The 23,910-nt window shown below is 58.5% G+C and carries 20 protein-coding genes; 8 read left to right on the forward strand and 12 right to left on the reverse strand.

Annotation, left to right across the window (positions count from 1 at the left end):
* Positions 1 to 24: 24 nt before the first annotated feature.
* Together metC and AC559G_RS04725 are read left to right on the forward strand one after the other, a co-directional pair.
* Positions 25 to 1,215, forward strand: a complete 1,191-nt coding sequence (gene metC / locus AC559G_RS04720; protein WP_498911673.1) for a cystathionine beta-lyase — start codon at positions 25 to 27, stop codon at positions 1,213 to 1,215.
* A 307-nt stretch (positions 1,216 to 1,522) separates the two neighbouring features.
* Positions 1,523 to 2,182, forward strand: a complete 660-nt coding sequence (locus tag AC559G_RS04725; protein ID WP_498911675.1) for a DedA family protein — start codon at positions 1,523 to 1,525, stop codon at positions 2,180 to 2,182.
* A 55-nt stretch (positions 2,183 to 2,237) separates the two neighbouring features.
* On the opposite strand, the gene AC559G_RS04730 is transcribed toward AC559G_RS04725, so the two are convergent.
* Positions 2,238 to 3,155, reverse strand: a complete 918-nt coding sequence (locus tag AC559G_RS04730) for an AraC family transcriptional regulator (protein ID WP_498911677.1) — start codon at positions 3,153 to 3,155, stop codon at positions 2,238 to 2,240.
* A 209-nt stretch (positions 3,156 to 3,364) separates the two neighbouring features.
* Here AC559G_RS04730 and AC559G_RS04735 point away from each other — a divergent pair, with 209 nt between their 5' ends.
* From AC559G_RS04735 to dkgA, 3 genes are all read left to right on the forward strand, one after another.
* Positions 3,365 to 4,105: an NADPH-dependent oxidoreductase gene (locus AC559G_RS04735; protein ID WP_498911679.1), complete on the forward strand. Its 741-nt coding sequence runs from the start codon at positions 3,365 to 3,367 to the stop codon at positions 4,103 to 4,105.
* A gap of 3 nt (positions 4,106 to 4,108) precedes the next feature.
* Positions 4,109 to 5,272 (forward strand): iron-containing alcohol dehydrogenase, encoded by a 1,164-nt coding sequence (gene yqhD, locus AC559G_RS04740; protein ID WP_498911681.1) that lies wholly within the window; start codon positions 4,109 to 4,111, stop codon positions 5,270 to 5,272.
* Between the two features lie 240 nt (positions 5,273 to 5,512).
* The gene (gene dkgA / locus AC559G_RS04745; protein ID WP_279028543.1) at positions 5,513 to 6,334 is read left to right on the forward strand and encodes a 2,5-didehydrogluconate reductase DkgA; all 822 of its coding nucleotides are present in this window, start codon (positions 5,513 to 5,515) and stop codon (positions 6,332 to 6,334) included.
* Between the two features lie 214 nt (positions 6,335 to 6,548).
* On the opposite strand, the gene ftsP is transcribed toward dkgA, so the two are convergent.
* From ftsP to parC, 3 genes are all read right to left on the reverse strand, one after another.
* A complete protein-coding gene (gene ftsP, locus AC559G_RS04750) occupies positions 6,549 to 7,961 on the reverse strand; it encodes a cell division protein FtsP (protein WP_498911683.1) in 1,413 nt (470 codons plus the stop codon).
* A gap of 128 nt (positions 7,962 to 8,089) precedes the next feature.
* Positions 8,090 to 8,824, reverse strand: a complete 735-nt coding sequence (locus tag AC559G_RS04755) for a lysophospholipid acyltransferase family protein (protein WP_498911685.1) — start codon at positions 8,822 to 8,824, stop codon at positions 8,090 to 8,092.
* Between the two features lie 323 nt (positions 8,825 to 9,147).
* Complete coding sequence (gene parC / locus AC559G_RS04760) at positions 9,148 to 11,415, reverse strand: DNA topoisomerase IV subunit A (protein WP_498911687.1); 2,268 nt, start codon at positions 11,413 to 11,415, stop codon at positions 9,148 to 9,150.
* A gap of 296 nt (positions 11,416 to 11,711) precedes the next feature.
* On the opposite strand from parC, the gene AC559G_RS04765 reads away from it, so the two are divergent.
* Positions 11,712 to 12,293 carry an NAD(P)H-dependent oxidoreductase gene (locus AC559G_RS04765; protein ID WP_438599768.1) on the forward strand — a complete coding sequence of 194 codons (582 nt, stop codon included), beginning with the start codon at positions 11,712 to 11,714 and terminating at the stop codon, positions 12,291 to 12,293.
* A 38-nt stretch (positions 12,294 to 12,331) separates the two neighbouring features.
* Here the strand turns inward: AC559G_RS04765 and AC559G_RS04770 are convergent, their stop codons facing one another.
* The 6 genes from AC559G_RS04770 to nudF all read right to left on the reverse strand — a co-directional run bounded on the left by AC559G_RS04770 (position 12,332) and on the right by nudF (position 17,833).
* Entirely contained in the window at positions 12,332 to 13,228 is an 897-nt protein-coding gene (locus AC559G_RS04770) for a LysR substrate-binding domain-containing protein (RefSeq protein ID WP_498911689.1), read from the reverse strand.
* A gap of 60 nt (positions 13,229 to 13,288) precedes the next feature.
* Positions 13,289 to 15,184: a DNA topoisomerase IV subunit B gene (gene parE, locus AC559G_RS04775; RefSeq protein ID WP_498911691.1), complete on the reverse strand. Its 1,896-nt coding sequence runs from the start codon at positions 15,182 to 15,184 to the stop codon at positions 13,289 to 13,291.
* Between the two features lie 47 nt (positions 15,185 to 15,231).
* Positions 15,232 to 15,813, reverse strand: coding sequence for an esterase YqiA (gene yqiA, locus AC559G_RS04780; RefSeq protein ID WP_498911693.1), 582 nt, complete (start codon positions 15,811 to 15,813; stop codon positions 15,232 to 15,234).
* 107 nt (positions 15,814 to 15,920) lie between these two features.
* Complete coding sequence (gene cpdA, locus AC559G_RS04785) at positions 15,921 to 16,748, reverse strand: 3',5'-cyclic-AMP phosphodiesterase (RefSeq protein ID WP_498911695.1); 828 nt, start codon at positions 16,746 to 16,748, stop codon at positions 15,921 to 15,923.
* 27 nt (positions 16,749 to 16,775) lie between these two features.
* On the reverse strand, positions 16,776 to 17,201 hold the full coding sequence (locus tag AC559G_RS04790; RefSeq protein WP_095847188.1) for a DUF1249 family protein: 426 nt from the start codon (positions 17,199 to 17,201) through the stop codon (positions 16,776 to 16,778).
* Positions 17,198 to 17,833 carry an ADP-ribose diphosphatase gene (gene nudF / locus AC559G_RS04795; protein WP_121555039.1) on the reverse strand — a complete coding sequence of 212 codons (636 nt, stop codon included), beginning with the start codon at positions 17,831 to 17,833 and terminating at the stop codon, positions 17,198 to 17,200. The genes AC559G_RS04790 and nudF overlap by 4 nt, the downstream gene beginning before the upstream one ends.
* Positions 17,834 to 18,125: 292 nt before the next feature.
* Here nudF and tolC point away from each other — a divergent pair, with 292 nt between their 5' ends.
* A complete protein-coding gene (gene tolC / locus AC559G_RS04800) occupies positions 18,126 to 19,622 on the forward strand; it encodes an outer membrane channel protein TolC (RefSeq protein WP_498911697.1) in 1,497 nt (498 codons plus the stop codon).
* A 121-nt stretch (positions 19,623 to 19,743) separates the two neighbouring features.
* Positions 19,744 to 21,693 carry a PTS-dependent dihydroxyacetone kinase operon transcriptional regulator DhaR gene (dhaR, locus tag AC559G_RS04805; protein ID WP_498911699.1) on the forward strand — a complete coding sequence of 650 codons (1,950 nt, stop codon included), beginning with the start codon at positions 19,744 to 19,746 and terminating at the stop codon, positions 21,691 to 21,693.
* On the opposite strand, the gene dhaM is transcribed toward dhaR, so the two are convergent.
* Both dhaM and dhaL read right to left on the reverse strand, forming a co-directional pair.
* Positions 21,690 to 23,129: a dihydroxyacetone kinase phosphoryl donor subunit DhaM gene (dhaM, locus tag AC559G_RS04810; RefSeq protein WP_498911701.1), complete on the reverse strand. Its 1,440-nt coding sequence runs from the start codon at positions 23,127 to 23,129 to the stop codon at positions 21,690 to 21,692. The genes dhaR and dhaM overlap by 4 nt on opposite strands.
* Before the next feature lie 66 nt (positions 23,130 to 23,195).
* On the reverse strand, positions 23,196 to 23,825 hold the full coding sequence (dhaL, locus tag AC559G_RS04815; protein ID WP_279025660.1) for a dihydroxyacetone kinase subunit DhaL: 630 nt from the start codon (positions 23,823 to 23,825) through the stop codon (positions 23,196 to 23,198).
* Positions 23,826 to 23,910: the final 85 nt, after the last annotated feature.

Genomic DNA, 23,910 nt, shown 5'->3' on the forward strand with positions numbered 1-23,910 from the left:
AAGCGTAACCAAGGTGAGCCACAGATGAAATCAGAACATATCGAAACCGCACTGATCGGCGCAGGCCGTACAAAACGCTATACCCAGGGCGCCGTTAACCCGGTGACGCAACGCGCCTCTTCACTGGTGTTCGATTCCGTGGCCGCCAAGAAGCACGCCACCGCTAACCGCGCGAAGGGTGAGCTGTTCTACGGCCGCCGCGGCACCCTCACCCATTTTGCCTTTCAAGAGGCGATGACCGAACTGGAAGGCGGCGCCGGCTGCGTACTTTACCCCTGCGGGGCGGCCGCGGTATCCAACGCCATTTTATCATTCGTCAGCGCTGGCGACCATGTGCTGGTCACCGGCTCGGCGTATGAACCCACGCAGGATTTTTGCACCCATATTCTTGGGCGTATGAACGTCAGCACCACTTATTTTGATCCGCTGATAGGCGCCGCCATCGGCGATCTGGTGCAGCCCAACACCCGGGTGGTGTTTCTGGAATCCCCCGGCTCCATCACCATGGAAGTTCAGGACATCCCGGCCATCGTGCAAGCGGTGCGTGCGGTGAACCCCGAAGTCGTCATCATGATCGACAATACCTGGGCTGCCGGCGTGCTATTCAAGGCGCTGGACTTCGATATTGATATCTCCATCCAGGCGGGCACCAAATACATCATCGGCCATTCCGACTATATGCTCGGCACCGCCGTTGCCAATGCCCGCTGTTGGGATCAACTGCGTGAATACTCCTACCTGATGGGCCAAATGGTGGATGCCGATACCGCCTACATGGCCAGCCGCGGCCTGCGCACCCTGGGCGTGCGCCTTAAGCAGCACCAGCAAAGCAGCATCGCGGTGGCGCAGTGGCTGGCGGCGCGGCCGGAAGTGGCGCGGGTGAACCACCCGGCGTTGCCCGGCAGCAAAGGGCACGAATTTTACCAGCGTGACTTCAGCGGCTGCAGCGGGCTGTTCTCCTTTGTGCTCAAGCAACGCCTGAGCGACCAGCAGCTTGCCGACTACCTGGATAATTTCCGCCACTTCACCATGGCCTATTCCTGGGGTGGCTTTGAATCGCTGATCCTGGCCAACCAGCCGGAAGAGCTGGCGGCCATTCGCCCGGCCGGTGGCATCGACTTCAGTGGCACCCTGGTGCGGCTGCACATCGGCCTGGAAAACACCGAAGATCTGATTGACGATCTGGCGGCCGGCTTCGAACGGATCAACCGCTAAGCGGCAACCCCAACGATTTGTGCGGTAATTTTGTTTCCTGATACATATTTCTGCACGTCGTTTAATGTTCGCAACCGCGAATAGCGTTACACTGTGGGCAGTTTTGTTAATCGTGATACCCACAGCGATTGGCCCGGCGGCAAAGCCGTAAACGCGTAAATCCTCAGGTGCGTTACCACCCGATACCGGTGTGCCTTCGCCCGCCAGCGGTTAGCTGCGGCGCCGAAGGCGGGCCGCCGCCGTGCCAAAAGCAATGGGTATAGACCAAATAGCCTCCAGAAAGTGACCAGGCGCAACGGGACAGAGAATGGAAGTATTAAAAGAGATTGTTCACGCGCTTTGGCAACAGGATTTTGCGGCCCTGGCCAATCCCGGCGTGCTTTGGGTGGTTTATGCAGTGCTTTTCGCCACCCTGCTGTTAGAAAACGGTTTACTGCCGGCGTCTTTCCTGCCCGGCGACAGTCTATTGCTATTATCCGGGGCGCTGATCGCCAAAGGGGTGATGGGCTATGTGCCAACGCTGCTGATCCTGACCATCGCCGCCAGCTTGGGGTGTTGGTTAAGCTACCTGCAGGGCCGTTGGCTCGGCCACACCCGGGTGGTTAAGGGGTGGCTACTGCAGCTCCCCGCCCAATACCACCAGCGGGCGCATATGCTGTTTAACCGCCACGGCCTGACGGCGCTGCTGATCGGCCGCTTCCTTGGCTTTGTGCGCACCATTTTGCCGACCATGGCAGGCATTTCCGGCCTGAACAGCGCGCGCTTCCAGCTGTTCAATTGGCTAAGCGGGCTGATTTGGGTTACCGCCGTAGTCAGCCTGGGCTATGCCTTCAGCCAGATCCCCCTGGTTAAACGCTATGAAAGCCAGGTTATGACCGGGCTGATGATCCTGCCCCTGGCGTTGCTGACCATCGGTTTGCTGGGCGGCATGCTGGTGATCTGGCGTAAAAAACGCGTCTCATCCTAACGCGCTTCCCCTCAACCGGCACAGCAGCGCCGGTTGAGCGCTTCCGCTTTCTGCTTTAATCAACCACCACGCTGCCATTGCCTTCGCGCTGGCGGGCAAGTTCATCACTGGGCGTGATGCCAAAGAAACGCTTGAACTCCCGGCTAAACTGGGAGGCGCTTTCATACCCCACGCGGTTGGCGGCCGTGCTGGCATTCAGGCCATCAAAGACCATCAGCAACCGCGCCTTATGCAGCCGGTAGGATTTCACATACTGCAACGGCGACGTATTGGTCACCGCCTTGAAATTATGATGGAAGGCCGATACGCTCATGTTCACTTCGCTCGCCAGCGTTTCGACGTTCAGGTTTTCCGCATACTGGCGCTCAATACGCCGCAGCGCCTTGGCGATCTGGCTAAAGTGCGTCTGGCGGTTAACCAGCTCCTGCAAGGATGCGCCGCAGCTCCCCAACAGCACATAGTAAAGGATTTCCCGCACGATCTTTGGCCCCAGCACGCGCGCGTCCAGCGGGCGCGCCATCACGTCCAGCAAACGCTCGGTGGCGCACAGCATCTCATCGGTTAACACGGCGCAGCTCATCCCGGTGCTCTCGGCATGTGGCTTCATCAGGAAATCATCGTCGCCGATGTCGATCAGCAAATCCTGCAGCATCTGCGTATCGATATTCACCGCCATCCCCACCAGCGGCAGCTCCTGGCTGGCGAAGGTTTCGCATTCAAGCGGCAGCGGCACCGTCATCACCAGGTAATTACGCGGATCGTACTGGAACACCTTATTGCCGCAGTAGCCCACCTTATGCCCCTGGAACACGATCACGATACCCGGCTCATACATCACCGGCTGCCGCGGGCGGTGCTGATCCACGTATAAAATCTTCACCTGCGGCACCGGTGATGGCGTGTAGCCATTGCCCCTGGCAAAGCGCGCCGCCTGGCTTGCCATACGGCTGCGCAGCGCATCAATGTCTGTCATCGCCCCCCCTATAAACTTCAAGAATAACCTAGCATCAATCATAATAAAAAGATTCACATTCCTACAGACAAATGTAGGAATAGGCAAGATACCAACAGGAATGTGCATTGCGATACCGGCCCGCCTTGCTGACAATAAAACCATCGAAAATGCCCAGCGCCGCCCACGCGCCGGGCCAAAGGGACCTTCAACTCAAAGGCAGGAACGTTATGAACCAGACTATAGAACTGCTCACCAGCCACCGCAGCGAACGTAGCTACCTGAATAAACCGATTGCCGACGATATCCTCGACAACATTATCGCCGCCGCGCACCTGGCGCCGACCTCCGTCAACTCGCAGCAAGTTTCGCTGGTGGTCACCCGCGACGCCAAACAGCGGGCGCGTATCGCCGAACTGGCCGGCGGCCAGCCGTGGATTGCCCAGGCGCCGGTCTTTATTACCGTGGTGCTGGACATGTACAAAACCCGGCTCGGCATCGAAATGAGCGGCAACCAACAGGTGGCGCATCAGAGCATCGAAAGCCTGATTTCCGGCACCACCGACGTGGGGATCGCGTTGGGCGCGTTAATGACCGCCGCCCGTTCCTACGGGCTGGGCATCGTGCCGATTGGCGGCATCCGCCGCAACCCGCAGGCGATGATTGAACTGCTGCAACTGCCGGAGCTCACGTTCCCAGTGGTGGGCCTGGTGCTTGGCTACGTTGACCAACCGGCGCACCAAAAACCGCGCCTGCCTATCGTCAGCTTCCGCCATGATGAGCACTACCACCCGGAAGCGCTGCCGGCGGCAATCAATGCCTATAACCAAACGCTGACGGCTTACTGGCAGAAACTCGGCCGCAGCGACGGCGATGACTGGGGCCACAATACCGCCAGCTATTATCAGCATGTTTATTACCCGAATGTGCTGCCCGCGATTCAAAAACAAGGCTTTAAACTGGATAAATAACCCATGCAAAACTTTACTCTCCATACCCCGACCAAGATTCTGTTTGGCCAAGGGCAGATCGCCGAAGTGGGCAAACAGATCCCCGCCGATGCGCGCATCCTGATCACCTACGGTGGCGGCAGCGTGAAGAAAAACGGCGTGCTCGATCAGGTCTATGCCGCATTGGCGGGCCGTGATGTGCGTGAATTTTCCGGCATTGAACCAAACCCGACCTATGAAACGTTGATGAAAGCCGTCGACATCGTGCGCGATGAAAAGATTGATTTCCTGCTGGCCGTGGGCGGCGGCTCAGTGGTCGACGGCACCAAATTCATCGCGGCCGCCGCGCATTACACAGCCGCCAGCGATCCCTGGCACATCCTGCAAACGCTGGGCCACGAAGTCACCCACGCGGTGCCGCTGGGCTGCGTGCTCACCCTGCCGGCCACCGGCTCGGAATCCAACAGCGGCGCGGTGATCACCCGCAAAACCACCGGTGATAAGCAGCACTTCCATTCACCCTATGTTCAGCCGCTGTTCGCCGTGCTCGATCCGGTCGTCACCTATACGCTGCCGCCGCGCCAGATCGCCAACGGCGTCGTTGACGCCTTCGTGCATACCATTGAGCAATACCTGACCTACCCGGTTGATGCCAAGGTGCAGGATCGCTTTGCCGAAGGCCTGCTGCTGACGCTGATCGAAGAAGGCCCGCGCGCACTGGCGGAGCCGGAAAACTACGCGGTGCGCGCCAACGTGATGTGGAGCGCTACCCTGGCGCTTAACGGCCTGATCGGTGCCGGCGTGCCGCAGGACTGGGCGACCCACATGCTCGGCCATGAGCTGACCGCGATGCACAACCTGGATCACGCCCAGACGCTGGCGATCGTCCTGCCGGCGCTGCTGGTAGAGAAAAAGGCGCAAAAACGCGAAAAACTGCTGCAATATGCCGATCGCGTTTGGGGGCTGCGCGAAGGCAGCGAAGATAGCCGTATTGACGCGGCGATCGCCGCCACCCGCGCCTTCTTCGAAACAATGGGCGTCGCCACCCGAATGGCCGATTATCAGCTCGACGGCAGCAGCATCCCGGCGTTGCTTAACAAGTTGAAAGAGCACGGAATGACCGCGCTGGGCGAGCACCAGGATATTACGCTGAATGTCAGCCAGCGCATTTATGAAGCCGCGCGCTGATCACGATCCGCGATTTCCTGCTAGGCTTTAGTTTCCAGCTCGTTATCGCAGCCGGCTCCGCGCCGGCTGCACTCCCCCGCACCACGGCGTTTCTGCCATATTCTGTTTACTTTTTCATTCTTCGCCGGTGGGAACGCGGGGCACCGGCAAAACCGGCAGACGGCCATTTTGCCATCTAAAATATAACGAGAATCTTTCCGGCATTTACCACGCCGGCAATCAGGTTAAAAGGAGAGACGCATGACAACGCAATCCATCATCAAACTGCACGATGGCAATCTGATGCCGCAGTTAGGCCTTGGCGTTTGGCAGGCGAGCATTGAAGAAACCACCAACGCGGTAGCCTGCGCGCTGGAGACCGGTTACCGTTCGGTCGATACGGCGGCAATCTACAAAAACGAAGAAGGCGTCGGCCGCGCATTGCAAGCCACGGCAATCCCGCGTAACGAACTGTTTATTACCACCAAACTGTGGAATGACGATCAGAGCAACCCGCAGGCGGCGCTGGAAACCAGCCTGAAAAAACTGCAGCTCGATTACGTTGATCTCTATCTGATCCACTGGCCGCAGCCGGCGCAGGATCAATACGTTAATGCCTGGCGCGCGCTGATCAAACTGCGTGAACAGGGGCTGACGAAAAGCATCGGCGTGTGTAACTTTAACACGCCGCATCTGCAGCGCCTGCTGGACGAGACCGGCGAGATCCCGGTGGTGAACCAGATTGAGCTGCATCCGCTGATGCAACAACGCCAACTCCACGCCTGGAACGCGACTCATAAAATCGCCACCGAGTCCTGGAGCCCGCTGGCGCAGGGCGGCGCCGGGGTATTCGATCAGCCGATCGTCAAACAACTGGCGAAGAAATACGGCAAGACGCCGGCGCAAATCGTGGTGCGCTGGCATTTGGATAACGGCCTGATCGTGATCCCGAAATCCGTTACGCCATCGCGCATTCGGGAAAACTTCGACGTGTTTGATTTTAAGCTGGATAAGGATGAGCTAAGCCAGGTGGCCAAGCTGGATATCGGCAAGCGCCTGGGGCCGGATCCGGATACGTTTTAAGTCATCGCCTTCCCTTTTCCCTCACCCCAACCCTCTCCCAAAGGGAGAGGGAGCCGATAGTGCAAATACCCGGCTATGGCTCCCCCTGCACTTTCTAACACAATCTCGTTATCAATATGCACGTTCTAACAGGGAGCGAGAGTTAGTCACTTAACATGAATACGGCCGCGGGCTGCTCCCTCTCCCGTTGGGAGAGGGTTGGGGTGAGGGGAGGCTACGCCGGCTGAACCACAAACTGGCCGGCGGAGCCGCGATCGGCCATTTCCAGCGTCTGGCTATAGTAAAGGAACGGGAAGTGCTCTGAAGACACCTGCGGGAAATACACCAACAACTCAACATCGCCGTCAACCCACACCGTATCTTTCCAGCCGCGGTCTTCCGCCATCGGCTGTGCGCCATTCACCCGCTTAATCAAGAACTGCACGCCCTGGATATGGAACGCCTGCGGCGTATCGGCGTGGATCGTCCAGCGCTCCCAGGTGCCCTGCCTCGCCTGCACGTCAATACGGTTCATGTCCCAGATCGCGCCGTTGATGCCGGCCAGACTATCGCCCAGGCGAAACTCGCGCGAACGCACCGCGTTGCCGTCCAGCAACTGATCCGCCATCAGGCGCATCGGTAGATTATCGGTCACCAGCGGCAGCAGCCCGGTGGGCTTCAGCGTCAGTACCTGCGTCGACACCAGAATACTTGATGGCTCGAACAGGCCGCGCAGACGATCCATAATGCCCGCCGATTCGCCGGCGCTGATCGTCACTTCATCGCCCGTCGACATATCAAGCAGCACTTCACGGCGTTCCCCCGGCGCCAGCATCAGCGCCTGCACCACCACCGGCGCAGGCAGGAAGCCCTGATCGCTGGCAATCACGTGGAAAGGCCGGCCGTCGCTCAACTGCAGCGTATAGCGCCGCGAGTTGGACGCGTTCAGCAAACGCAGGCGCACCCAGCCGCGCGACACTTCAACGTAGGGGTTCTGCACGCCATTGACCAACAGCGTGTCGCCAACAAAGCCGCCCTGCCCCGGCGGATCGTATTCCGGCATGCCGAAGTTATCCAGGCGCTTGTCTTGAATAATCAGCGGGAAATCGTCCACGCCATAGTGGTTCGGCAGCGGCAGCGCCTTGCTGACGGCGTCTTCCACCAGCCACAGGCCCGCCAGGCCGTTGTATACGTGCGGGGCCATACGGTTGGGGGTATTCGCATGATACCAGCAGGTGGCCGCCGCCTGCCGGATGGGGATCACCGGCGCCCAGTCAACGCCGGGGGACATCATACGCGCCGCGCCGCCGGCCAGAGTGCCTGGCACCTGCAGGCCGCTGATGGTCATGGCAACCGGCTCCAACAGCCGGTTGCTGTAGATGAGCTTAACGTCATCGCCGCTGTATACCCGCACCGTCGGCCCAAGATACATGCCGTTAATGCCCCAGACGGAAGCTTTACGGTTATCCATAAAAGCCCAATGGGCACGTTGCAGGGTTAAGAACAGCGGCTGGCCCCGGCGTGATTCCAGCAACGGGGGAACAGGTAAAGGGGTCTGCGTTCCTTTCGCTTCAGCCCTCAGCGGCACGCTACCCGCACACAGCGCCAGACCCGATGCCTGAATAAACCGACGTCGACTGAGTGACATAAACTCTCCATTAAAAAACAAAGATTGACCATGTGCAAAAAAGCCGGCCCCCGGCGATCATCAGGGGCCTCAGCGTTGACAGCATCCAGTGCTGTTTAAAATACCTGTTTTAACGCCAGCGGATAATTTTATTTTTTAGCCGCTTCAAGCTGGGCGACTTCGGCATCCAATTCGGCGATTTTTGCCTGCATCAGATCGTGGCAATGCGCCGCCAGTTCGCGCACGTTTTCCTTGCCGTACTGGCTGACATCCACCGGCTCCAGCATTTCAACAATCACCTGGCCGTTATTCCAACGGTTCAGACTGATTTTATTGCTGGTATTGGAAACGCAAATCGGCACAATCGGCACCCCGGCGGCGATGGCCGCGTGGAAAGCGCCGGTTTTAAACGGCATCAACCCACGCCCGCGGCTGCGGGTGCCTTCCGGGAACATCCAGATTGAAATGTTCTTTTTCTTGATGTGCTCAACCACCTGGGCGATGGTGCCGTGCGCCTTGGCGCGGTTATCCCGATCGATCAGCAAGTTACCGGTCAGCCAATACAGTGGCCCAAAAAAGGGGATCCACAACAGGCTTTTCTTACCGACGGTCACCGTCCGCGGCTGCACAATATTCGACGCCGTGACCATATCGTAATTATTCTGATGGTTGGCAATATAAATGCAGTTGCCGTAGCTGGCCGCCGCCGCGGGCTTACGCACCTGAACCTTCAGCCCAAATACGCGTGACAACCGGCCGAACAAATGCCCGAAGGTGGCGACATGGCGGGGGTTACGCGGGCTAAATAAACAGTAAATAGAACCGAAAACGCACACCAAAATACAAAACAGGGTGACGAAAACGGCACGTAAAATTAATAACATAACAACCTCTTTAGCACACTGCCGGCACGGCGATAACCGCTGCGCCGCTCTTTGCTTATTTATACCCCTAAAGTTCGGGCTATTTTCCTGCCGGCCGCCGCCGCGCACAATATATTTATGCGTTTCAACGTCATTGATTTAACTATACCCTTCATACTTCAAGTTGCAGGTGTGTTGGCTTTCCTCGCTCACCCCAGTCACTTACTTATGTAAGCTCCTGGGGATTCGCTGCGTTGCCGCCTTCCTGCAACTCGAATTATTTTGGGTATATACCGGCACCCAAGGAAAAACGGGCGCAGCATGCAGCCGCGCCCGGGATGGTATTACTCCTCGCTAGCATCCGCACGCGGCGGCATATCCAGCTCGACGCGATCGATCCGCTGCAGCCCGCGCGGCAACAGCGTGCCCTTGCGGCCGCGTTCGGCGCGGAACTTCTGCAAATCTTCCGGCCGCAGCGTCAGCTTGCGTTTACCGACGTGCAGGGTAACGGAAGTCTGCGGCGGCAGCACGAACAGCCAGGCAAGAATATCCTCGCCGGAAGAGGCCTGCGCCGAAGCAATAGAAACGATTTTATTGCCCTTGCCCTTCGAGAGCTGCGGCAGATCGGCCACCGGGAACATCAGCATGCGCCCCGCCTTGGTGATCGACAGCAGCATATCGTCGTCGCTGTAAATCTCCAGCGGCGGCAACGCCTTGGCATTATCCGGCAGGGTGATGATCACTTTACCGGCGCGGTTGCGCGCCACCAGATCGCTGAAGGTACAGACGAAGCCATAGCCGGCATCGGACGCCATCAGCAGCTTCTGCTCGTCCGGCGCCATGATCACCTGTTCAATGGTGGCGCCCGGCGGCGGCGTCAGTTTGCCGGTCAGCGGTTCGCCCTGCCCACGGGCGGACGGCAACGTCAACGGATCAAGCGCATAGCTGCGCCCGGTGGAGTCGATAAACACCACTGGCTGATTGCTCTTGCCGCGCGCGGCGGCGCGGAAGCTATCACCGGCTTTGTAGTTCAGGCCAATCGGATCGATATCATGGCCTTTGGCGCTGCGCACCCAGCCCATCTCGGACAGCACGATGGTTACCGGCTCGGACGGCACGAAATCGTGCTCGCTCATCGCCTTGGCTTCGGCGCGCTCGGTAATCGGCGAGCGGCGATCGTCGCCATAGGTCTGCGCATCCGCCTGGATCTCTTTTTTGATCAGCGTATTCAGCTTGCGCTCAGAGGCCAGCAGCGCCTGCAGATGATCGCGCTCTTTCGCCAGCTCATCCTGTTCGCCACGGATTTTCACTTCTTCCAACTTCGCCAAGTGGCGCAGTTTCAGTTCCAGGATCGCTTCCGCCTGGGTATCCGTAATGCCAAAGCGCTGCATCAGCACTGGCTTCGGCTCGTCCTCGGTACGGATGATGTGGATCACTTCATCAATATTGAGAAACGCAACCAGCAAACCTTCCAGGATATGCAGGCGCTTGAGCACTTTTTCCAGCCGGTAGTTCAGGCGGCGGCGCACCGTCTCGCGCCGGAAGGCCAACCACTCGGTCAGGATTTCCACCAGCCCCTTCACCGCCGGACGGTTGTCCAAGCCGATCATGTTCATGTTGATGCGGTAGCTGCGCTCCAGATCGGTGGTGGCAAACAGATGGCTCATCACCTGCTCCAGATCCACACGGTTCGAGCGCGGCACAATCACCAGCCGGGTCGGGTTCTCATGATCGGATTCATCACGCAGATCTTCCACCATCGGCAGCTTCTTGGCGCGCATCTGGCTGGCGATCTGTTCCAATACCTTGGCGCCAGAGACCTGGTGCGGCAAGGCGGTGATCACCGCGCTGCCGTCTTCTTTTTTCCAGATGGCGCGCATACGCACCGAACCGCGGCCATTCTGATAAATTTTGCGCAGTTCGTCGCGCGGCGTGATGATCTCGGCTTCGGTCGGGAAATCCGGCCCCTGCACAAACTCCAGCAGTTCATCCAGGCCGGTGTTGGGTTTCTCCAGCAGCGCCACCGCAGCGGCGGCCACTTCGCGCACGTTATGCGGCGGGATATCGGTCGCCATCCCCACGGCGATACCGGTGGTGCCGTTGAGCAGCACGTTGGGCAGGCGCGCCGGCAGCATTTTCGGTTCCTGCATCGTGCCGTCGAAGTTCGGCACCCAGTCCACCGTGCCCTGGCCCAGCTCGCTCAGCAACACCTCGGCGTATTTCGACAGGCGCGATTCGGTATAACGCATCGCGGCGAAGGATTTGGGATCGTCCGGCGCCCCCCAGTTGCCCTGGCCGTCAACCAACGGGTAACGGTATGAAAACGGCTGCGCCATCAGCACCATGGCTTCATAGCAGGCGCTGTCGCCGTGCGGGTGGTATTTACCTAACACGTCACCCACAGTACGGGCGGATTTTTTGAACTTGGCGCTGTTCGTCAGCCCCAGCTCGGACATCGCATAGATGATACGACGCTGTACCGGCTTAAGGCCGTCACCAATGTACGGTAACGCCCGATCCATGATGACGTACATGGAATAGTTCAGATAGGCGTTTTCAGTGAATGTGTGCAGCGGTAAACGCTCTACACCGTCATGAGTCAGGTCGCTCATTACTCAAATATCCTCAGACCGTGGCTTGGCAATGCTTGTCGATTCTTGCCCGCGATAGTACCCCATCTGCGGGTAACTGTCACAATTGGTGCATTTATCGTTCACCTGCGCCGGGCAAAATTTTATTTTGTGCAAAATAGCGCTGATGACGGACGCTTTTATTGATTTTTAGTCAAGACTGTTGTGCGCTGGATCTCATTTTCCCTTTCCTTGCTAAGTATTACACTGGCAGTCAGCATAAGTTCTGTGCAGCATGTGCAGAGCAAATCCTTTCTATCGGACAGGAATGACAGACGATGAGCAACATACTGATTATCAATGCAAAAAAACAGTTCGGCCATTCTGAAGGCCGGTTAAACCAAACCCTGAGCGACGTGGCGGAAAACACGCTGCGCGCCGCACAGCATGACGTCAAAGTCACCGTCGTCGATGACGGCTACGATATCGCCGCGGAAATCGAGAAATACCTGTGGGCCGATACGGTCATCTACCAAATGCCCGGCTGGTGGATGGGCGAGCCTTGGATCCTGAAAAAATACATCGACGAAGTCTTTACCGTTGGCCACGGCAGCCTGTATGCCAGCGATGGCCGCACCCGCTCTGACGCCAGCAAAAAATACGGCTCCGGCGGCCTGCTGCAAGGCAAAACCTACATGCTGAGCCTGACCTGGAACGCCCCGCTGGAAGCCTTTACCGATCCGGATCAGTTCTTCCATGGGGTGGGCGTCGACGGCGTGTACTTGCACTTCCACAAAGCGAACCAGTTCCTGGGCATGGAAGCGCTGCCGACCTTCATCTGCAACGATGTTATCAAGAATCCGCAGATCGACACGTTCATCGCCAACTACAAGGCGCACCTGAGCAACGTGTTTGCCTAACCACAAATGCCCGCCCGCGCAGCGGGTGGGCGTTGCCGCTACAGGTGCTGGGCGTCGATATGGGCGCTCACGTAGTCCAGAAAACAGGTAATTCGCGCCGCCAGCGGGGTATTGTGGTAATACACGGCGTTAATCGGCCGGTGCCCGCCCTGGGTTTGCGCTTCCAGCAGCGGCACTAACCGCCCGGCGCGCTGATCTTCCCGCGTCATGAAATCCGACAGTTGTACGATCCCTTCCCCACACAGCGCCAGTTGCCGCAGAGTTTCCCCGCTTGAAGCCGAAATGGTCGGCGTGATGGTGAAAAATTCCGCCTGCTCGTCGCGCAGCGCCCATTGGTTCAGCGATTCCGGCTGGCTAAAGCCTAACAGACAATGATCACGCAGATCGCTCACGCGCTGCGGCGCGCCAAAACGGGCAATGTATTCCGGGCTGGCCAGGATGCGCAGCGTGCTGTAGCCCAGCAAGCGTGCGTGCAGGGTAGAATCGCGCAGGGTGCCGATGCGAATCGCAATATCGGTGCGTTTTTCCAGCAGATCGATAAACAGATTATCAGTATTCAGCTCCAGCGTGATCTGCGGAAACTGGTGGCGGAACCCGGCCACCAGCGGCACAATCACATGCTCCATAAACGGCGCCGCAGCATTGACCCGCAGGCGGCCGGCCGGCAAGGTGCGCCGTAACGCCATCTGTTCCTCGGCGTTTTCAACCGAGCGGATGATTTCACGGGCGTGGCTCAGGAAAGTTTGCCCTTCTTCGGTCAATTCAAGACGGCGGGTCGTGCGGCGCAACAAGGTGGTGTCGAGCTTTTTCTCCAGCCGGCTGAGGGCGCGGCTGATGCCGGAAGCGGTTTGGCCAAGCTGTTCGGCTGCCGCGGTAATCGAGGTGCAATCCACCACCGCGGTGAATGCCAAAAGTTCTTCAAGGGTGATTTTCATGCATTCCGCCCTGTTCAAGCGCAGAACACCAGGCCCGGCAACCACCGGGCCTGGCCGGGGTTAGACCGACAGTTCTGCCATATCGCCCTTGTCCTGCAGCCAGTTGCGGCGATCTTCCGCCCGCTTTTTCGCCAGCAGCATATCCATCACGGCCAATGTCTGATCGACGTTGCCGTCATCCACCGTCAGCTGCACCAGCCGGCGGGTGTTGGGATCCAGAGTGGTTTCACGCAGCTGCAGCGGGTTCATTTCCCCCAACCCTTTAAAACGCTGAACGTTAGGCTTGCCCTTCTTGCGTTTCAGTTGCTCCAGCACGCCCGTTTTTTCTTCCTCGTCGAGGGCGTAGTAGACCTCTTTGCCAAGATCGATACGGTACAAAGGCGGCATCGCCACATACACGTGCCCATCTTTCACCAGGGCGCGGAAATGGCGCACAAACAGCGCGCACAGCAAGGTGGCGATATGCAAGCCGTCGGAATCCGCATCCGCCAGGATGCAGATCTTGCCGTAGCGCAGTTGGCTGAGATCGTCGCTGTCGGGATCGATACCTATCGCGACTGAAATATCATGCACTTCCTGCGAAGCCAACACCTCATCCGAAGATACTTCCCAGGTATTGAGGATTTTCCCCTTCAGCGGCATGATCGCCTGATACTCACGATCGCGCGCCTGCTTGGCGGAGCCGCCCGCGGAATCCCCTTCCACCAGGAACAGTTCGGTCATGCTCAGATCCTGCGCCGTGCAGTCCGCCAGCTTGCCCGGCAGCGCGGGGCCGCTAGTCAGCTTTTTGCGCACCACTTTCTTGGCCGCGCGCAGGCGGCGCTGAGCGCTGGAAATCGCCAGTTCCGCCAGCTGTTCCGCAGCCTGCACGTTTTGGTTCAGCCACAGGCTAAAGGCGTCTTTCACCACACCGGCGACAAACGCGGCGCACTGGCGCGATGATAAGCGCTCTTTAGTCTGGCCGGCGAACTGCGGATCCTGCATTTTCACCGACAGCACGTAGGCACAGCGATCCCAGATATCCTCTGCGGAGAGCTTCACGCCGCGCGGCAGGATATTGCGGAATTCGCAAAACTCACGCATCGCGTCCAGCAACCCCTGGCGCAGACCGTTAACATGGGTGCCCCCTTGCATGGTGGGGATCAGGTTGACGTAGCTTTCGGTCAGCAGTTCGCCGCCTTCCGGCAGCCACAGCAGCGCCCAGTCCACGGCTTCGGTATCACCGGAGAAAGTACCGACGAAAGGCGCTTCCGGCAGCGTAATCAAACCGTTGACCGCTTCCATCAGGTAATCGGTTAGCCCGTCCTGGTAGCACCAGCGCTGTTCGGTGTTGTTGACCTTGTCGAAGAAATAGATTTCCACGCCCGGGCACAGCACCGCTTTGGCTTTCAGCAGGTGCGACAGACGCGTGACGGAAAAGCGCGGGCTATCGAAGAACTGTTCGTCCGGCCAGAAATGGACGCTGGTGCCGGTGTTTCGTTTGCCGCAGGTCCCGGTCACTTCAAGATCCTGCACTTTGTCGCCGTTTTCGAAGGCCATGCTGTAGACATTGCCGTCGCGGCGCACGTTCACCTCAACGCGTTTTGACAAGGCGTTGACCACCGAGATACCCACGCCGTGCAAGCCGCCGGAGAACTGGTAGTTTTTGTTGGAGAATTTACCGCCGGCGTGCAGACGGCACAGGATCAACTCCACCGCCGGCACGCCCTCTTCCGGGTGAATATCCACCGGCATGCCGCGGCCGTCATCGATCACTTCCAATGACTGATCGGCGTGCAGGATCACATCGATGCGTTTTGCGTGACCAGCCAACGCTTCATCGACGCTGTTATCAATCACCTCTTGGCCAAGGTGGTTCGGGCGCGTGGTATCGGTATACATACCGGGACGACGGCGCACTGGTTCTAGACCGCTGAGTACTTCAATGGCATCAGCGTTATAGCTGGATTGAGTCATCGTTGATTATTTTTTCGTGGTTAAAGGAAGGTGCCGGAACCGCTTGCTCAGACAGCGTTGAGCCCTAAAAAATCCACAATCTGGGGAAAATAGTGCTCGAAACCGACAAAGGCATGGTTTCCACCGGCCTCTACCGTTTGCCGACAGGCAGTGTAATACGCCACAGCCTGGCCGTAATCGAGTATTTCATCCCCCGTTTGCTGCAGCAGCCAGATTAAATCTGGCGACTCCAAAGGATCGATCTGCATCACCTTCAGATCGTAAATGTGACGAGACTCTAACACATATTGCTGGCCGGTGTAGGGGTTCTCATTTTTCCCCAGGTAATCAATCAGCAATTCAAACGGTTTTACCGCCGGATTGACCACCACGGCGGGCAGAGAGAAACATTGCGACAGCCAGGTGGCGTAATAGCCGCCCAGCGAAGAACCGACGATCCCCAACTGCCGGCCGGCGCGCGCCATCACCAGGCTTTCGAGCATTTCCGCCGTTTCCGCCGGGTAGGCCGGTAGCTGCGGCACCAGCATTTCGACGCCCGGATGATGTTCGGCCAGCCACGCCTTGAAGGCGGCTGCTTTGGCCGACTGGGGCGAACTGTTGAAACCGTGCAAATAGAGTAGCGTTGACATGAGGCGGTATCTCGTCGTTGTGCGTGGGCCGTTGATGGCTATTTTACGGCAAAACAGCGCGCTGGCGTGGCCAGGCCGGGTGAACAAAAAGGATAAGACGCCGCGCTCTAATAGCCATCGGAATCCATATCAGGGCGAAAATCGTCGTTATCCAGGCGATATACCTGGGTTTCCACCCGCCCGTCAGGCAGCAGATCCAGATAGCGCCAGCCGGGGGAAAGATCGTCAATGGCGAAGTTGGTGCAATGCGGTTTGAACTGCACGCAGGTTGACGGGCTTGCCAACAGCCGCCGCCCCTGCCAGGCGATATCCATCTCCTGGTGGATGTGCCCGCACAGCAGCGTATTGACCTTCGGAAAGCGCAACAGGATCTCCCCCAGCATATGAGGGTTGCGCAGGCTGTGTTGATCCAGCCAAGTGCAGCCGGACGGCAGCGGATGGTGGTGCAGCAACAATAGCGTATAACGCTCGGGATGGGCCTTCAGGCAACGTTCCATCCATTCAAGCTGATATTCGCTCAGTTCACCGTGCGGCACGCCGAAAACCTGGCTGTCCAACAGAACCACTTGCCAGTTATCGCCCAGCAGCACGTGTTTGGAAGGCGTGATACCGGCAGCGGCCAATGCGTCCACCATCGCCGGCTGGAAATCATGATTACCCGGCAGCCAGACACAGGGCGCCGGCAGTTGCAAAATGCCCTCGGCGAAATGCCGATAGGCGGCCTGGGAATGATCCTGCGCCAGATCGCCGGTCGCGACGATCAAATCAACCCCCCGCTGCTGCGCCTTGATGGCTTCCAGCACCGCAAGGTAGCTGCGATAGGTATTAATGCCGAGCAGGCTTTCATCCTTGCCGGCAAAAAGGTGGGTATCTGTTATTTGCAGGATTCTGACCTTGGCCCCACTCGCCACGGGCAGTTTAAACAGGCTTTCCAAATGGTGTCCTTTGCTATTTCAGTCTGTCTAACAAACCGGAACCGCCATCGCGCCATGCGCTAAACAGTAGCGCAGCCAATCAGCAAGAAACTGGTTAATTTGATGCTTTTCGTCGCGTTGATGCAACTTTTTGTTCGGATAATCATAACGTGCTTTAAAACGGTAGATCTGCTGGCTGGAACACACTTCCGCAACCATGGCGTCGTGGTACAGCCGCACCGTCATTGCCGGCAGGCTCCAGTAACTGACTGCTGGGAACACCTGCTTGATCTCCACCAGCGAGGTATAGCGCGTGGACTCAATAATGGTCAGACGATAACTGGCGCCGTTCACCTGATAAGTCACCGTTTCACCCACTTCATCATTACGCGGCAATAAGCGGCGCAATTGTGCGAAGTTGGTTTCACACAGCCTCATCATTTCCGGGAAATCAGGGGTATAGCGTTTTGTCATGAGTTGACCCATTCTTTTCTGAGCGATTCATGGTGCAGCGCCAACCACTGCAATGCAATCACTGATGCGGCGTTATCAATTACGCCCTCTTCTACCCAGCAATAAGCCTGTTCGCGGCTAACCACATGGACACGGATATCTTCATCTTCTGCCGCCAGCCCGTGAATCCCTTCCGCGGTGGTGGCGTCGACTTCCCCCACCATAATCGACAGGCGTTCGCTGGTGCCGCCGGGGCTGGCCAGATAGCTTAGCACCGGTTTACAACGCCCGACCGCCACACCGGCTTCTTCCTGGGCTTCACGCCGGCAGACGTCTTCCACGCTTTCGCCCGTTTCGATGATACCTGCCACCATTTCCAGTAGCCAGGGGGAGTTACTGCTCTCCAACGCCGGGATACGCAATTGCTCAACCAACACAACTTCATCGCGCCGTGGATCATAAGGTAGCAGCACTGCGGCATGCCCGCGCTCAAAAACCTCACGTTTCACTTCCCCGCTCATTTCGCCATTGAATAAACGATGACGGAACCGATATAAATTAAGCGAGAAAAAACCACGATACAGCGTCTCACGTGCAATAATTTCTACATCATCTTTACCGAAAGTAACGGGTGTGGTTTTGAGCTGCTTCATCGGTGGCGTTCTCCTGCATGAATGGAGTGGTAGTATAAAGAACCGGGGCTGATAGCGGAAACAGTAAGCCTGCCGCCATCCTCTTTGTGATAGATTGTGAAACATCATAATATCAATTGAGGCGTGAGCAGCCAGCGCCATATAGCTCGTACTCAGGCCAGCAAGGCAAAAAAGTTGCGCCAGAGGGCACATTCAGCCACCTGATGCGCAGCCTGGACTCTGCTAAAATCGGCAACTATTCGCCTATCGTCAGCGCTAACATAGCAATATTGCTGCACAACAAGGAATGCAAATGAAGAAACTGCTCCCCCTTCTTATCGGACTGAGCCTGGTCGGGTTCAGTACCATGAGCCAGGCAGAGAACCTGCTGCAAGTTTATAAACAGGCAAGGGAAAATAACCCGGATTTGCGCCAGGCAGCCGCTGTACGTAATTCCGCTTTCGAAAAGATCAATGAAGCGCGCAGCCCCTTGCTGCCGCAATTGGGCCTGACCACCGGTTATACCTATAACAGCGGTTACCGCGATGCCAACAACATTAACAGCAATGTGACCAGCGGCTCGATCGCGCTGTCGCAGGTGATTTTCGACATGTCGAAATGGCGTGCGCTGACGTTACAGGAAAAAACCGCCGGGATCGCCGACGTAACCTTTCAAACCAGCGAACAGTCGCTGATCCTGAACACCGCCACCGCCTACTTCGATGTGCTGAACGCGATCGACACCTTATCCTATGTGCAGGCGCAAAAACAGGCGGTTTACCGCACGTTGGATCAAACCACCCAGCGCTTTAACGTCGGCCTGGTTGCCATTACCGATGTGCAAAACGCCCGTTCCAGCTATGACACGGTGCTAGCGAACGAAGTGACGGCCCGCAACAATCTGGATAACGCGCTGGAAAGCCTGCGCCAGATAACCGGCAATTTCTACCCGGAACTGGCTTCGCTGAATACCACCCGTTTCTCTACCCAGCGCCCTGAAGCGGTCAACAACCTGTTGAAAGAAGCCGAAAACCGCAACCTGACCCTGCTTTCAGCCCGTCTGAACCAGGATCTGGCGCGCGAACAGATCCGCTCGGCGCAAAGCGGCCACCTGCCGACGATCGACATGAGTGCCTCCAGCGGCATCACCAACACCAAATACAACGGTTCCGCCACCAGCGCCGGCAACTACAGCGACAGCGACGCTGGCCAGAACAAAATCGGCGTGAGCCTGAACCTGCCGCTCTACAGCGGCGGCCAGACCAGCTCGGTGGTGAAGCAAGCGCAGTATAATTTTGTCGCCGCCAGTGAACAGTTGGAAAGCTCACACCGCAGCGTGGTACAAACCGTTCGCTCTTCCTTCAATAACATCAATGCCTCCATCAGCAGCATCAACGCCTACCAACAGGCGGTGGTTTCCGCACAGAGCTCATTGGATGCCATGGAAGCCGGTTACCAGGTGGGCACGCGCACCATCGTCGACGTGTTGGACGCTACCACCACGCTCTACAATGCCAAGCAACAGCTTTCCAGCGCACGCTATACCTACCTGATTAACCAGTTGAACATCAAATCCGCACTCGGGACGTTAAACGAAAACGATCTGCTGATGCTCAACGGCGCGCTGGGCAACCCGATCTCCACCTCGCCGGATGTGGTGGCGCCGCCAACCACCGCGCAGGATGCCTATGTGGATCGCAACAGCAGCAACGCGGCTGCGCCGGTCGCCGCCGTTTCTGCCCCGGCCCCCGCCGCCGTGGCGCAGCCTGCCACCACCACGCAACCGCGCAACCCGTTCCGCAACCGTTAAGCATTCAGGGCGGGTCTTTCCCCGCCCTGATTATTTCCCCCTTGGCCTACAGGCTTCACATTCCCGTTCGGCATTCAGTGGTATTATTTCCTGATACGTTCCTCAGCCTGAGCAGGATTGGATGAAGAATACTTCACGCTGGCAGCAGTTAATGGCAACCGGGGCACTCCCGGCGGAGCAGCGCCCTGCGCCTGCGATCTATGCCTCCTGGCTGCGCTGCTGCAACCTGATGCGCCCCGCCGTCTGGAAAGCCCCGCACTGTGCGCTTGGCACCACCTTCCACTCCATCTGCAAACGTAAAAACGATCTGCTGACGCTTGGCCAAGCGGCGCTGGAAGACGCCTACGAATTTATGGAAAACCGCCGCTGCGTGTTGTTCATCCTCGATGAAAGCGGCTGTATGCTGTGGCTGTGCGGCGCCCCCGATACGCGGGAGCAGTTGCAACGGCTGGGGTTCAAACCCGGCGCTTACTGGGCAGAAGGGGATATCGGCACCAATGCGCCGGCGCTGGCCGCCGCAGAGGGCCACCCGATGCAGGTCTGCGGCAGTGAGCACGTGCGCCAGGCGCTGCACGGCTGGTCATTTTGCGCCACGCCGATTTATGACAACGGCGGGCGGCAACGCGGCGCCATCGCGTTGGGGTGCCTGCTGCAAGAGCGGGCGGCGGGCGATCTTTCCCTGACGTTGGCGATCGCCCGCGGTATCAGTAATTCGCTCAATGCCGACAGCCTGCTGGCTGAATCCAACCGCCACCTGAACCAACTCTATGGTCTGCTGGAAAGCGTGGAAGACGGCGTCATGGCCTGGGATCACCATGGCAACCTGCAATATATCAACCAGCGGGCGGCAAACATGCTCAAGCTCAACGGCCAGCACAGCCAGGGCAAGCCGCTGGCGCAGTTGCTGACGTTTCCCGCGCTGCTGAGCCGGGCGGTCGCCCAGCGCCAGGCGCTGCACCATGTCGAAGTCACCTTCGAAAGCCAGCGCCAGTTTATCGCCGTCCTGCTGACCTTAAAGCCGATTCCCGACGGCGAGCGCTGCGGGTTTATCGCGCTACTGCACCCGCTGGAGCGGATGCATCAGTACGTCAGCAGCCAGCTCGGCCGCGTCAGCCATACCTTTGAACAGATGCCTTCGGCGTCGCTGGAAATGCGCCGCCTGATCCGCTACGGCCAACAGGCGGCGAAAGGCCACCACCCGCTGCTGCTGTGCGGCGAGGAAGGAATAGGCAAAGAGTTGCTCGGCCAGGCCATCCACAATGCCAGCGAACGCGCCGCCGGGCCTTACATTTCACTCAACTGCCAACTGCTGCCCGAAGCCCAGGGGCTGAGTGAACTGCTGGGCTGCGACGCCAGCGAAGAACAGGCCGGCCTGCTGAGCAAGTTCGAGCTGGCCAACGGCGGTACGCTGTATCTGGATCAGATCGAATACCTGCCGCCGGATATGCAGGCCGCACTGCTGCAGGTGTTGAAAACCGGTGTCGTGATGCGTCTGAATTCCAGCCGGGTGATCCCGGTGGACGTGCGCATCATCGCCACCAGCTCCGCCAATCTACCTTTGCTGGTGCAGCAAAACCGCTTCCGCCGCCAGCTGTTTTATAGTCTGCAGGCCTTTGAAATCCAGATCCCGCCGCTGCGCCAGCGCGTCAGCGATATTCCGCTGCTGGTCAGGCACCATCTGCGCGCGCTGGAACAACACTTCCAGTGCCGCTTTCGGGTGGATGATGAAGTTATGGCCCAGCTCAGCCTGTATCTGTGGCCGGGTAACGATCTTGAGTTGAAAGGCGTGGTCGAGCGGGCGGCGATGATTTGCCGCGGCCACCACATTCAGTTGGCCGACCTGCCCGCGCACCTTTTGGGGCATCAGCCCCTGCTGGAAAACGAAACGCAGCCAGGATCGCCGCCGTTGACGCTAGAGGAAACCGAACGTCAGGCCATTATCCGTGCGGCCAATACCCGCAGGGGCCAACTGAATGAGATGGCGCAGTTGCTGGGAATTGGCCGCACCACGCTGTGGCGAAAAATCAAGCAATACCGGATCGATATCAGCCAGTTCAAGCCGCACGCTTAGTGGCTGAGCTGCAGTACTCCACGGGCCGCATCCAGCATCACCTTTTGGCCGCAGTGGGTCTTTTCCATGCAGCCGCTCAGCCCCACCACCATCGGGATCCCCATCGCTTTGGCCAGAATGGCGCTGTGCGAAACAACGCTACCGCCGCTTAGGCAAATACCAAGCACCATGCGCCGATCCAGCATCACCACATCAGAAGGCATGATCTCATCCATCACCAGAATCACCGGCTCCGCCAATGCGATCGGCGGGATCGTTTGCTGTTGCAGGTGGCTCAGGGTACGGCGCAGCAGATCGCGCACATCCAGCTCACGCGCCCGCAGGTAAGCATCGTCCAGCGCCAGATAGTCATCGGCCACCGCCTCAAGCACTTCCCGCCATGCCCGTTCCGCACAGTAAAGCCGCTGGGCAATGCGGGCATAGGCCTGCTGCTGCAGATCCGGATCGTCCAACAGCATGCTGTGCGCACCGAAAATACCGGCCTGCGGCTTACCGATCAGCGTCGCCGTTCGTTCCGCCAACTTGTTCAGATCGCTCAGCGTGTGTTGCAGGGCTTCCCGCAGCCGCTGTTGCTCGTTAATCACGTCATCGGTGCCGATCGATTTTTCTGCCACCACCGGCCAGAAACTGGCGGTCTGCAACACCGGGCCGGTGCTGACGCTTTCCGCCACCGGCATGCCGTGCAGCGATGGCTGCTGCTGGGCCGATATCGTTTCGCCAAAATGCTGTTCCGCCAACGCTTTAAACGCCGCCAGCGCCTGATCGGCCTGTTGGCCGTTAGCGATCAGGCGGATGGTATCGCCATGGCGCACCTGCAATAGCGCCAGTTGGTTCAGGCTACGCGGGTTAACGCATTGCCCGTTTTTCTCCAACAGCAGTTCGGCGTCGAAGGGTGCTAAGGTTTCCGCCAGCCGCGCCGCCGGCCGGGCATGCAGGCCGTGCGGATTTTGCACCAACCAACTGACGCTTTTCCCCTCGGCCAACGGCAGGCCGACGTTTTCCTCGGCGCCCGGCGCTTCACCGAGCTGGGCCTGTTTGGCCTGCAGCGCCCCTTGCGCCTCGGCCAGCACCTGCGCCAGCGGCGCGCCGGCATTGGCGGCCACTACCGCCGCCAGAGTGCCCTCCACCAGCGGCGCCGAACACAGTTTGACTTTTTCCGCTACCGCCGGCTCCAGCAGTTCCAACGCCGTTTCCGCACTTAATAGCGCACTGCCCAAATCCATCAGCACCACTATTCCGTCTATTCCGTCGCCCTGCGCAACGCTGTTGATCGCGTCCATCACTCTGACGGCATCCGTGCCGATAGGGTGCTCTTCATCATCCACCCCGGCCGCCAACGCCAGTTGGCAACCATCGGCACGCATCATCTGCTGCGCTAATTCCTGCACGCCGCGCGCCAATTGCGCACTGTGCGAAACCACCACGATATTGATCATCTCACCTCCCTGGGGTTGCCTTCACCAAGCCAAGCGCCACGGAATACGCACCGCGGCAGGCATGGCTTAGCCAACCACCTGCGCCAATGTTTTTATCATCAGCATTACCGAGGTCGCCCCCGGATCCTGATAGCCAATGCTGCGTTCCCCCAGGTAGCTGGCCCGCCCTTTGCGCGCCTGCATGGTGATGGTGCTTTCCACGGCTTTTTCCGCCTCGCCGACGGCGATATCCAGCGCGTCGGCCAGGTTAAGCTGCTGCCGGGCGGATTGCCCCAGGCTCGCCACCACCGGCCACCAAACATCACACATGGTTTTATCACCCGGCTCGGCTTTGCCGCGCATCACCACGCCTTCTACCCCTTGCTGCATCACCTGGTGCAATTCCTCTAAATCCAGGCTTTGCTTGGCATTGGCTGCCTGCGCGGCGCGGATGAAAAACGTACCGAACAGCGGGCCGCTGGCGCCCCCGACGCTGGACAGCAACGTCATCCCGGTATTTTTCAGGATAAAACCGATGTCCTTGTCCGCCACCGAGGGCAGTTTTTCCGCCACTTTATTGAAGCCGCGGTTCATATTCAGGCCATGATCCGCATCGCCAATCTCGGTATCCAGGCGCGTCAGAAAATCACGCTGTTCGGCAAACACCGCCGCACAGCGCATCAGCCAATCCACCACCTGCTGTTTCGTTAATGCCATGTTTCCTCCTCAGGCCATGACTTGCCGCGGGCTTAGCGCGGCAAGCGCCTCGCCGTGAGCCTTAACCCGGCCCACGGCCCTACGT

It is taken from the genome of Gibbsiella greigii (assembly GCF_039540155.1).
Taxonomy (GTDB): Bacteria; Pseudomonadota; Gammaproteobacteria; order Enterobacterales; family Enterobacteriaceae; genus Gibbsiella; species Gibbsiella quercinecans.